Source organism: Pseudomonas sp. PSE1(2024) (assembly GCF_050990555.1).
GTDB classification, from domain to species: Bacteria; Pseudomonadota; Gammaproteobacteria; order Pseudomonadales; family Pseudomonadaceae; genus Aquipseudomonas; species Aquipseudomonas aphyarum.
Genome location: NZ_CP158967.1, coordinates 2,683,646 through 2,694,547 on the forward strand (window position 1 = coordinate 2,683,646; position 10,902 = coordinate 2,694,547).

Annotated in this window: 8 protein-coding genes; 3 read left to right on the forward strand and 5 right to left on the reverse strand. The window is 62.5% G+C overall.

The window, feature by feature from the left end:
• Positions 1 to 5: 5 nt before the first annotated feature.
• Together ABTV87_RS12140 and ABTV87_RS12145 are read right to left on the reverse strand one after the other, a co-directional pair.
• Positions 6 to 839 (reverse strand): oxidoreductase, encoded by an 834-nt coding sequence (locus tag ABTV87_RS12140; RefSeq protein ID WP_433899592.1) that lies wholly within the window; start codon positions 837 to 839, stop codon positions 6 to 8.
• A 140-nt stretch (positions 840 to 979) separates the two neighbouring features.
• Entirely contained in the window at positions 980 to 2,839 is a 1,860-nt protein-coding gene (locus ABTV87_RS12145) for an ABC transporter ATP-binding protein (RefSeq protein ID WP_007958527.1), read from the reverse strand.
• Positions 2,840 to 3,003: 164 nt separating this feature from the next.
• On the opposite strand from ABTV87_RS12145, the gene hchA reads away from it, so the two are divergent.
• From hchA to ABTV87_RS12160, 3 genes are all read left to right on the forward strand, one after another.
• Positions 3,004 to 3,882: a glyoxalase III HchA gene (gene hchA / locus ABTV87_RS12150; RefSeq protein ID WP_433899593.1), complete on the forward strand. Its 879-nt coding sequence runs from the start codon at positions 3,004 to 3,006 to the stop codon at positions 3,880 to 3,882.
• Positions 3,879 to 4,598 carry a PA1136 family autoinducer-binding transcriptional regulator gene (locus ABTV87_RS12155; protein WP_433899594.1) on the forward strand — a complete coding sequence of 240 codons (720 nt, stop codon included), beginning with the start codon at positions 3,879 to 3,881 and terminating at the stop codon, positions 4,596 to 4,598. The genes hchA and ABTV87_RS12155 overlap by 4 nt, the downstream gene beginning before the upstream one ends.
• 121 nt (positions 4,599 to 4,719) lie before the next feature.
• Complete coding sequence (locus tag ABTV87_RS12160) at positions 4,720 to 7,602, forward strand: ATP-binding protein (RefSeq protein ID WP_433899595.1); 2,883 nt, start codon at positions 4,720 to 4,722, stop codon at positions 7,600 to 7,602.
• Here the strand turns inward: ABTV87_RS12160 and ABTV87_RS12165 are convergent.
• The 3 genes from ABTV87_RS12165 to ABTV87_RS12175 form a co-directional block, all read right to left on the reverse strand.
• Positions 7,589 to 8,203 carry a response regulator transcription factor gene (locus tag ABTV87_RS12165; RefSeq protein WP_375746813.1) on the reverse strand — a complete coding sequence of 205 codons (615 nt, stop codon included), beginning with the start codon at positions 8,201 to 8,203 and terminating at the stop codon, positions 7,589 to 7,591. The two genes, ABTV87_RS12160 and ABTV87_RS12165, sit on opposite strands and share 14 nt — an antisense overlap.
• A gap of 78 nt (positions 8,204 to 8,281) precedes the next feature.
• Complete coding sequence (locus tag ABTV87_RS12170; protein ID WP_102686655.1) at positions 8,282 to 8,653, reverse strand: response regulator; 372 nt, start codon at positions 8,651 to 8,653, stop codon at positions 8,282 to 8,284.
• A complete protein-coding gene (locus tag ABTV87_RS12175) occupies positions 8,653 to 10,614 on the reverse strand; it encodes a PAS domain-containing sensor histidine kinase (protein WP_433899596.1) in 1,962 nt (653 codons plus the stop codon). The genes ABTV87_RS12170 and ABTV87_RS12175 overlap by 1 nt, the downstream gene beginning before the upstream one ends.
• Between the last annotated feature and the right edge of the window lie 288 nt (positions 10,615 to 10,902).

Consider the following 10,902-nt stretch of genomic DNA (forward strand, 5'->3'; position numbering starts at 1 on the left):
GCCGTTCAATGGTCGGTGGAACGGGTCAGCGTTTCCCATTGGTCGATCTCGCTGGCGGCACGTTTCAGCTTGTCGCGCACCAGACTCAACGCATCGCTGCCCAGCAACAGATGCGCTGGCGGAGCAGGGCTGGCGATGATCTGCAACATCGCCTGCGCCGCTTTGCGCGGATCACCGAGCTGCTTGCCGCTCTTGTCTTCGCGCGCCTTGCGCACCGGATCGAAGCTGGCGTCATAGTCGGCGATGCTGCGCGGCGTGCGCTGCATCGAGCGACCGGCCCAGTCGGTCCGAAATGAACCCGGTGCGACGGCGGTCACGAAGATATTGAACGGCGCCAGTTCCTTGCTCAGGGTATCGGAGATGCCTTCGAGCGCAAACTTGCTGCCGCAGTAGTACGCGATACCCGGCATCGTGATCGTGCCGCCCATCGACGTGATATTGAGAATATGACCCGCCCGCCGCTGGCGAAAGAACGGCACAAACGCCTTGGTCACCGCGACCGCGCCGAACACATTCACGTCGAACTGGCGGCGCATGTCCTCCAGCGGCGATTCTTCGAAAATGCCTTCGTGCCCGTAACCGGCGTTGTTGACCAGCACATCGACCGGGCCGTGTGTCGCTTCGACGGTTGCCACGACGCTATCGATCCGGTCGAAGTCCGTGACATCCAGCAGCACGCCGTACGCGTTGTCGATAGACAACGCCTGAAAGGCTTGCAGGTCGGCTTCGCTACGCACGGTGCCGATGACGCGGTGTCCGGCGGCCAGTGCTTCCTTGGCCAGCGCGTGGCCGAAGCCGCTGCTGACGCCGGTGATGAAGAGGGTTTTGGTGTGGTGCATGACGTACTCCGCAAATCAGGTGTGCCGTCATGGTAGCCAGCGAGAAATCGTTCACCTATGCCGGTTTGTCTTCGAGCCTTGCCTAATCCTCTCAGCGGCGATCAGCCCCGCAGTTGTTATCGCGGGGCTGATCAAAGGACTCACGCCTGATCCATCGCCTCGGCCACGCCCTGATCCTCACCCAGAAACCCGCCACTCTGATGCTGCCACAGCCGCGCATAGGTGCCGTTTTTCGCCAGCAATTCAGTGTGAGTGCCTTGCTCGATGATCCGTCCCTCATCCATGACGATCAGTCGATCCATCGCCGCAATCGTCGACAGTCGATGGGCGATGGCGATCACGGTCTTGCCCTGCATCATTTCATCAAGGCTTTCCTGAATGGCGACTTCGACTTCGGAATCCAGGGCGCTGGTAGCTTCGTCCAGTAGAAGGATCGGAGCGTTCTTGAGCATCACCCGGGCGATAGCGATGCGTTGGCGCTGGCCACCGGAAAGCTTGATGCCGCGTTCGCCTACCAGCGTGTCGTAGCCGGTGTGGCCCTGGCGGTCGCTGAGCTGGTTGATGAAACCGTCGGCCTGGGCGTTGGCGGCAGCGCGCTGGATTTGTGCGTCAGTCGCGTCCGGTCGACCGTAGGCGATGTTGTCGCGAATCGAGCGGTGCAGCAGGGACGTGTCCTGAGTGACCATGCCGATCGCGCTGCGCAGGCTGTCCTGTGTCACCTGCGCGATGTTTTGCCCGTCGATGCGAATCTCGCCGCGATCGACGTCGTAGAAGCGCAGCAGCAGGTTGATCAGCGTGGATTTACCGGCACCGGAACGGCCCACCAGACCGATTTTCTCCCCCGGCTGGATGCTCAGACTCAAGCCATCGAGCACCTGGCGTTCGCCGTTGTAGTTGAAGCTCACGTTGTCGAATTCCACGGCGCCGCCGGAAGGCACCAGCACGCCGGCGTCCGGCGCATCCTGCACCTTGGGGCCACGGGTCAGGGTGTCCATCCCGTCCTGCACGGTGCCGATGTTTTCGAACAGCGACGTCATCTGCCACATGATCCAGTGCGACATGCCATTGATGCGCAACGCCATCGCCGTGATCGCCGCCACCGCGCCGGTGCCGACTTCGCCCTGATGCCACAGCCACAGCGCGTAGCCGCCGGCGCCCATGATCAGCCCGACCACCAGCGCCTGATTGACGATTTCGAACTGGCTGACCAGACGCATCTGGCGGAAACCGGTCTGCTTGAAGTCCTCCATCGCCGCCCGCGCAAAGTGCGCTTCACGTTTGGAGTGGGAGAACAGTTTCACGGTGGTGATGTTGGTGTAGGCATCCGAAACCCGGCCCGTCATCGATGACCGCGCATGGGCCTGTTCCTGCCCGACCTGGCCCAGGCGTGGCACGAAATACAGCATCGCCAGCCCGAACAGCGCGACCCAGGCAATGAACGGCAGCATGAGTTTCAGGGCGAAACCGCCGGCCAGGGCGATGATCGCAATGAAATAAACGCCGATGCCCGGTGCGATTTCGATGACGGTGAACAGCACCTCGCGCACGGCCAGCGCTGTCTGCATCACCTTGGTCGTGACCCGGCCGGAGAACTCGTCGGAAAAGAACGAAAGGCTCTGCCGCAGCATCAGTCGATGGAAGTCCCAGCGCAGACGCAGCGGCAGATTGATCGCCAACACCTGGTGCTGAACCATAGTGCGCAGCGCCACCAGCCCGACGCTGGTCAGCAATACGATGCCGATGCCCCACAGCACGCGGCTCTCCTGGCCGTTCACATCGCCGCCGGCCTGCCAGGCCGAGAGCAGGTCCACGACCTGACCCAGAAAGGAAAACAACCAGGCTTCGTAGATCGACACACCGGCACTGAGCAGCGCGAGCGCGAGGATATAACCGCGAGCGCCGCGGGTGCAGGCCCACAGGAATCGCGCCAGACCGACCGGCGGTGGCGGCGCTTCGTCGGGCGGGAAGGGGTCGAGCCGTTGTTCAAACAGGCGAAGCATTGGGGGTCTCCGAATTCATCAGTTGCGGGGATTCTGCCACTTATCGATCACATTGAGGGGCTGCAGGTTCAGCGCATGATTTTTTGAGGGAAAACCCTCATTGTTGTAACGCTGACGCCTTACTAGCATGAACTCCGACATTGACCCACTCGATGGAGAGCACCATGGCTACCACGCAGACTGACGACAAGCGCCCAACCCCCGATCCTGCCGAGGACAACGCGTTTTTCCCCTCGCCGTACTCCCTCAGCCAGTTCACTTCGCCCAAATCCGATCTCAGTGATGCCGAGTACCCGAACCATTACAAGGGCGGGCGCTGGAAGATCCTGATGATCGGCGCGGACGAGCGCTATCTGTTGACCGACAACGGCACGATGTTCTCCACGGGCAATCACCCGGTTGAAACGCTGCTGCCGATGTATCACCTGGACAAGGCCGGTTTCGGCTTCGATGTCGCGACGCTGTCGGGCAATCCGGTCAAGTTCGAATTCTGGGCCATGCCCTCGGAAGACGCCGAAGTGAAAGGCTTCTACGAGCAATACCGCGATCAGTTCAAGCGCCCACTCAAGCTGTCCCAGGTGATCGAAGAAGCGCTGGGCGAGAACTCCGACTACATCGGCGTATTCATCCCCGGCGGCCACGGTGCGCTGATCGGCCTGCCGGAAAGCGAGGACGTGAAGAAGGTCCTGCAATGGGCCGTCGCCAAGGACAAATTCGTCATCACCCTGTGCCACGGCCCGGCGGCGTTGCTGGCGGCCGGCCTCGGTGAAACAAAGGAGTCGTGCATCTTCAACGGCTACCGGATCTGCGCGTTTCCCGATGCCCTGGACGCGACCACCCCTGACATCGGTTACATGCCCGGCCACCTGACCTGGAAGTTCGGCGAGCAGTTGCAGGCGCTCGGAGTGGAAATCACCAATCAGGACATTTCCGGGGCGACGCTTCAGGATCGCAAACTGCTGACCGGTGACAGTCCGCTGGCGGGCAACGCGCTGGGCAAACTGGCGGCGGCCGCGCTCCTGAAAGAGGTCACGTCGGGGTGAGCCCCGGACCTGCCGAAGCACTCTTGCGCGCCGCCCTCGACATTGAGGCGGCGCCCACGCTGGTGGCGATCCAGAAGGCCGTGCGCAGTTTCGCCGGGGCCCATGGTTACGATCGGTTCGTCCTGTTCTCCGCCACCTCGGCGTCGGAGGACGTGGTCGAGCGCATTTACTGGGTGGAAGGCGACTGGTTTGGTGATGGCACTGGCGTCGACGCCGAGACCTACGTTCAGCGCTGCCCAGTGACTCGCCACCTGCTGGACACTCGCGAATCGTTCTTCTGGAGCAAGGTGCAGGAGGAGAGCGGCGAACTGTATCGGGTGGTTCGCTTGCCAAGCGGCCCGGGCGTGCATGGCTTGCAGATTCCAGTCTTCGGCCCGCAGGGTCTTGAAGGCGCCATGAGTCTGGGTGGCGAACAGATCGATGCCTCGGCACGGGTTCGTCTGGCACTGGGCATGCTCGCCACGGTGGCGTTTCATTCCGCACGACGCTTGCTCGAAGCACCGCTGGACGAGACGGCCGGGAAACTCTCGACCCGCGAGCGCGAAGTGCTGGCGTGGGTCGCTGCCGGTCGGCGACAGGCCGACATTGCTGCCACGCTCGGCTTGTCCGGCCGTACAGTGGAAAATCACCTGCGTTCGGCCCGTCGGCATCTCGGCGTGGCCACCACCGCTCAGGCCATCAAAATTGCCATTCGAAAAGGGGAAATAAAGGGGTGAGGTTCTCACTCTGCCGGTGCCGTGCTTGAACGACCATGCAAAACTCCTATCATGCAAAGGGCCTGCGCCGGCTGTCTGTAACTGGCGCCGCCCCCTACGTTTTTTAGAGAGATCGATCCTCGTGGAGTCTTTTCCGGACGCATTGCACGAATCCCTCACGACCCAATTCATTTTCGGTCCTTTCTGTGTCGTTCCAGGCAAACGGCTGCTGACCCGCAACGGGGTGGCGGTCGAGATCGGCGGGCGGGCGCTGGATCTGCTGATCGCCTTGCTCGAGCAACCGGGGCGCGTGCTGTCCAAATACGACCTGATCGACAAGGTGTGGCCCGACAGCGTGGTGGCCGAAGGCAGCCTGCGCTTTCATATGACTGGCCTGCGGCGGATTCTCGGGGATGGCGAGGAGCAGGCGCGTTACATCGCGACCCAGGTGGGCGTGGGTTATGCCTTCGTCGCGCCGCTGGAAAGAAAGCAGACCACTGTTCAACCGGCGCCCATCGTGACCCGAGCCATCGAGGGCGTGTGCAGTCTGCCGCCCCGGGCAAAACTGATCGGCCGAGAAACCGATCTGCAACTGGTCATCGACCACATGCAGCAACCGAGGTTGTTCACCATCGTCGGCCCCGGCGGCGTCGGCAAGACCAGCCTGGCCATTGAGGTGGCGCACCGCATCGCCGCCCAGGGCTACGAGCGCGTCAGCTTCGTCGATCTGGCGCAAGTGGAAGACTGCGCGCTGGTGCCGTCGGCACTGGCCCGATCGCTGGACATCCCGGTGCAGGCGGAAGACCCGATGTTTGTCCTGCTCGCGCATTTGCGTGAGCAGCGGCTGATGCTGGTGATCGACAACTGCGAACACCTGATCGACGCGGTGTCGACCCTCCTGGAGCAGATCAGCGATACCGCGCCGGATGTCGGGGTTCTGGCGACCAGTCGCGAACCGCTGCGGGTGCGTGGCGAATACGTGCACTGGCTCAATCCGCTGGAATTTCCCCGTGAGCCGCAACACCTTTCCGTTGAGGAACTGCTGGCATTCCCGGCCATCAAGCTGTTTGTCGAACGTGCATCGTCGAGCAATGCGGCGCTGTTGCTGGAAGCGGACGGAGGGCAAATGATTGCGGACATTTGCCAGCGGCTGGAGGGCATGGCGCTGCCGATCGAACTGGCGGCGATGCGGGTCGCCAGCCACGGACTGAAGGCCACCCACGCGCTGCTCGGCGAGCGTTTCTCGCTGGGCTGGTCGGGGCGCAGAACGGCCGTGCCACGGCATCAGACCCTGCGCGCCATGCTCGACTGGAGCTATGACCTGCTGTCGCCGCAGGAGCGTCTGGCGCTGGAGAGGTTCTCGGTCTTCGTCGGGCCGTTTTCCCAGGAAGCGGCCGCTCAGGTGGTTGCCGAATCGCAACACGAAAGCGCCACGGCGGCCGCGATACTTGATGATCTGGTGTGCAAGGGATTGGTCACGGTCGATCACAGCGACTCGACGGATTCGTATCGATTACTGGAGATGACCCGTGCCTACGCCCGGGAAAAATTGACCGCGCGGGGAGAGGCCGAGGTCAATGCGCTGGCGTTCCGGCACGCGGCGTTTTACATGGATTTGCTCGGCCATCTGGGGACTGCGCCCGACGAGATTTTCCGCCACTCGGCGCGTCTAGCCAGCCAGTTGGGCAACGTTCGCGGTGCGCTGGAATGGAGCTTCGGCCCGCACGGCGATCCGGGACTGGCGTTGCCGCTGGCGGCTGCGAGCGCGCCGTTGTTCCTGCATTTTTCATTGCTGGTCGAGTGCCGAACCTGGTGTTCCCGGGCGGTGGAGCTGCTGGAACTGGGGTACTACGGCACGCCCACCGAAATGGAACTGCAAGCCGCGCTCGGTCTGGTGCTGATGTTCACCCGAGGCAACAGTGAAGCCGCGGAAAAAGCCTTGCTCCGAGCGCAAGACATTGCCGTCGCGCTGAACGACTACGGCTCACAATTGCGACTGCTGGGCCGCTTGCAGATCTTCTACGAGCGCATCGGTGATTTCCCTTCGTCGCTGGCCTGGGCAGAGCAGGCAGCGGTGGTCGGCAACATCCTCAACGAGCCCGCCGCCATCGCGATTGCTTCATCGCTGACCGGCATCTCCCATCATCTGCTCGGCAATCAGCGTCTGGCCCGCCAGGAACTGGAAAGCTCGCTGCGCAACAGCTTGCCGTCCCATCCCAGCAACACGATTTACTACGGCTTCGATCACCGCAATCGCACGGGGCTGGCGCTGGCGCGTTCACTCTGGCTGCAGGGCTATCCCGATCAGGCCCGGCGCTGGGCCGAGCAGATAGAGGCCGAAGCCTCGGCGCTGCAGCATCCGGTCACCTACTGCATTGCGATGGTCTGGATCTTGTGCATCTATATTTGGACCGGTGATCTGGCGAAGGCCACCGCCAGTCTTGAACGGTTCAGCGCCATCGCCGAAACCAACGCTCTCGGCCCCTACATTGCCGCCTGCCACGGGTTGCGCGCGGCGATCGCCATCCGCGCCGAAGAGCCGGGGGAAGCAGTCGCCATGCTGGAAGAAAGTCTGGCGCGGTTGCGGGGCATGCGTTACGAACTGCTCACGACCTCATTCGAAATCGCACTGGCCGAAGGCCTGATGCTGGTGGGCCAACACCCAAAGGCACTGACCCTGGTCGACGGCACTATCGATCACTGTCGCCGAAGCGGTGATGCCTTTGCACTGCCGGAGTTGCTGCGAATCAAGGCCGGTATTCTCAAGGTCATCCAGGCCGATGATGTTCAGGCCATGCTGGCGGTTCTTGAGGATTCCATTGCGCTGAGCCGAGAGCAGGGCGCCTGGGCGTGGGAGTTGCGGTCATCGATGGATCTGGCCCGGTTCTGGCTTGAACAGGGTCAGCCGGATCAGGCCCGGACGTTGCTCGGTGCCTGCCGTGAGCGGGCTTCGGAAGGCTTCGACAGCCTTGATCTGCGTCGGCTGGAAAGCTTCTGGCAGAGCCTGCCGGTCACGCCGGCGTAATCAGGGCGGCCATTTTCACCAGGTCCGCCAGCGAGCGGGCCTTCATCTTGCGCATCACCTTGCCGCGATGGGCCTTGACGGTGATTTCGCTGATGTTGAGGTCGGCGGCAATCAGTTTGTTCAGCCGCCCGCTGACCACCGAAGCCATGATCTCCTGCTCGCGGGGCGTCAGGGTCTTGTACGCCTCGAGCAGTGAGCGCAGGTTCTTTTCTCCCTCCAGCGCCACACGACTGCTTTGCAGCGCATCGGCCATGGCGGCGAGGATCACCTCGTCATTGAACGGTTTGGTCAGAAACTCCACCGCGCCGGCCTTCAAGGCCCGCACCGTGCGCGGGATATCGCCGTAGCCGGTGATGAAAATGATCGGCATGTTGTGGCGTTCGTCGGCAAGGGCGGTCTGCAGATCGAGGCCGCTCAGGTCGGGCAGGTTGATGTCCAGCACCAGACAACTGGGCACCAGCGCCCGGGGCGCGTCGAGAAAATCCTGCGCGGACTCGAACAGCCGTGGCTGCCATCCGGCGAAGCGGATCATCAGCTCCAGCGACTCGCGCACGGAAATGTCGTCATCGACAACGAATACGACGGGCGTGACATCACTCATCGGTAATGCTCCACGGGAAGGGGCGATTGCGTTGTTCGCGTTCAACATGTCGATTCCTTGTTCTGTTCGGCTTCACGCTCAGTCGAGGGGCAGGGCGGCGCTCAGGGCCTTGAGCAATTGGGCTTCGCTGAAGGGTTTGAACAGGCACTCCACGGCGCCACTGTTCAGCAGCTTCGCCTGTTCGCTGTCGTCGCCGTGCGCGGTGATGAAAATCACCGGAATGCGATAGTCACGGCGCAGCAGCTCCCGTTGCAGATCCGGGCCCGACATCCCCGGCATGGCCACGTCGAGAATCAGGCAATGGGTCAGATCCAGATAGGGCGATGCCAGAAACGCCTGCGCCGAGGCGAATGCCTGGACGGCAAAGCCGAATTCCTTGATCAGGTCAGGCAGTGATTCACGAACCGATTCGTCGTCATCGACCACCGATACGAGCAAATGCGTACCCATCAATCATTCTCCACGGTGCGATCGGCGAGGTCGCGGTTATCGGTTTGCGGCAAGTCCGTCGAATTCGGGATGGCAAAGGTAAACGTCGTACCCGGGCCGTCGTTGGCGCTGGCCCACAGCTTCCCGTCGTGGCGCTCGATAATCGAGCGACTGATGGACAGACCGACGCCCATGCCCGAGCTTTTGGTGGTGTAGAACGCATTGAAAATGCGCTCGATGTCCTGCGGATCGACGCCGTTGCCGCTGTCCTTCACCGCCAGGTAAACGCTCTCGTCCGCCCCAAGGCCGGTGCTGACGATCAATTGTCGGGGCCGACCGTGGATCGCACTCATGGCCTCGGCGGCATTCATGATCAGGTTGAGGATCACCTGCTGAAGCTGGACCCGGTCGCCCCTGACCAGCGGCAGCGCTTCGGCAAATTGCGGGTGCAGCACCACGCCGTTGCGTTGCAGCTCGCCCAATAGCATGGCGATGACTTCCCGTGCCGCGTCATTCAGATTGACGTCTTCAATCGTGATGCTTTTCTTCGAGAACAGCGCCCGCAGTCGATTGATCACGTCAGCCGCGCGATTGCCGTCGCGAATGGTGCGGCGCGCAGTTTCCCTGGCGCCGTCGACATTCGGCGGGTCCGCACCAAGCATGCGCAGGCAGGTGCTGGCGTTGGTGATGATGCCGGCCAGCGGTTGATTGACCTCGTGGGCTATCGACGCCGTGACCGCGCCGAGGCTGGCGACTCTGGCCAGGTGCGTCAGTTCCGAGCGCGCCTTGCTCAAGACCTCTTCGGCGAGCCGGCGCTGGGTGATGTCCTGCAGGGCGGCGATGTATTCGAAACCGTCCGGCGCATGGGGGATCGAGTGCGCCACCAGCCGCACGTATTTCACCGTGCCGTCGGGCATCAGCAGTCGATGTTCGTGTTCGAAGTCGCGCCCCTTGCGGCGTTGGCGCTTGACCATTTCCCGATGGCTGGAGATGTCGTCCGGGTGCACGCGGCGATAGATCGCCTCGAAGCCGGGCGGGGTGTCCGGGTCCAGTTCAAGGATGCGGTAGACCTCGTCCGACCAGGTGATCTCGTCGGTACTCACCCGCCAGGAAAACGTGCCGGTGGCGCTCAGGCGCTGGGCCTTGGCCAGAAAGACTTCCGCCCGCTTGCGGTCTTCGATGTCGGTATTCTCGCCGTACCAGCGCACGAGCCGCCCGGTGTCATCGCGTTGGGGCACGGCGCGGATCAGAAACCAGCGGTAAACGCCGTCGAAGCGTTTCAGTCGGGCCTCGTACTCACCGGCGCTGCCCGATTGCAGAATCCCTTGCCAATAGACTGCCAGGCCCGGTGCGTCGTCCGGGTGGATGGACGCCGTCCAGCCATGGCCGCAGGCCTGTTCGAGGGACATGCCGGTGTAGTCGCACCAGCGTCGATTGACGAAGCCGACGCTGCCTTCCGGCGAAGCACTCCAGACAAAACCGGGCACGGCATCGATGATCCCGCGCAGACGTTCTTCCGACGCACTGACTTCGGCGAGGGCACTGGCGATCAGGACCTTGTCCCGCCGGCGTTCATCGATATCGACCTGCAGCACGCACCAGCGTGTGATGGTGCCTTCGCTGTCTCTGATCGGCAGGCCGCGCACATGAAACCAGCGATAGACACCGTCGGCGCGACGGATGCGATGCTCTATTTCATAGGGGGTGCCGGTGCCGACCGAATGCATCCACGCGGCGATGACCGAGGGCAGGTCGTCCGGGTGCACGGTCTCGCTGGCCTGCCAGTTTTTCAGCTCGTGGAGCGGGGCGCCGATGTAATCCAGGATGGGCCGGTTGACCTGTTCCAGCTCACCGGAAGGCGTCATGAAGGCGACCATGGCCGGGATGCTGTCGATGATGGCTTCGACCCCGGGCATGGGCATGATTGCGTCACTGGCGCAGTCCGGACCGTCCTCGATGACGCGCTCCTGCTCGTTCGTCATACCGATTCTCATTGTGTGCAGTCACCGTTGAACAAAGATGCGCCTTCTGCCGGCACTCGCCCATCATACTTTGGTGTCGCCTGTAGCGAATATCGGCTGCCGTCGCACACTGCGACGGGCATCACAGTGGCGCTTTTGTAAGCCACTGTATCTACGGCCCTTCGAGCCATACAAGCATGCAAATGAGCCTGTTCGCGAAACTGCGCGGATACACCACCCGTCCACTCTTGGCCCTGGTTTCAACGTCCTTCGACGTTGAGTGAAAGCAACGTGACGTCCGCGCTCCTG

Bases quoted from the DNA above. Each gene is read 5' to 3' on its own strand.
- ABTV87_RS12140 (WP_433899592.1), bottom strand. From the start codon at position 839: ATGCACCACACCAAAACCCTCTTCATCACCGGCGTCAGCAGCGGCTTC.
- ABTV87_RS12145 (WP_007958527.1), bottom strand. From the start codon at position 2,839: ATGCTTCGCCTGTTTGAACAACGGCTCGACCCCTTCCCGCCCGACGAA.
- hchA (WP_433899593.1), top strand. From the start codon at position 3,004: ATGGCTACCACGCAGACTGACGACAAGCGCCCAACCCCCGATCCTGCC.
- ABTV87_RS12165 (WP_375746813.1), bottom strand. From the start codon at position 8,203: ATGAGTGATGTCACGCCCGTCGTATTCGTTGTCGATGACGACATTTCC.
- ABTV87_RS12170 (WP_102686655.1), bottom strand. From the start codon at position 8,653: ATGGGTACGCATTTGCTCGTATCGGTGGTCGATGACGACGAATCGGTT.
- ABTV87_RS12175 (WP_433899596.1), bottom strand. From the start codon at position 10,614: ATGACGAACGAGCAGGAGCGCGTCATCGAGGACGGTCCGGACTGCGCC.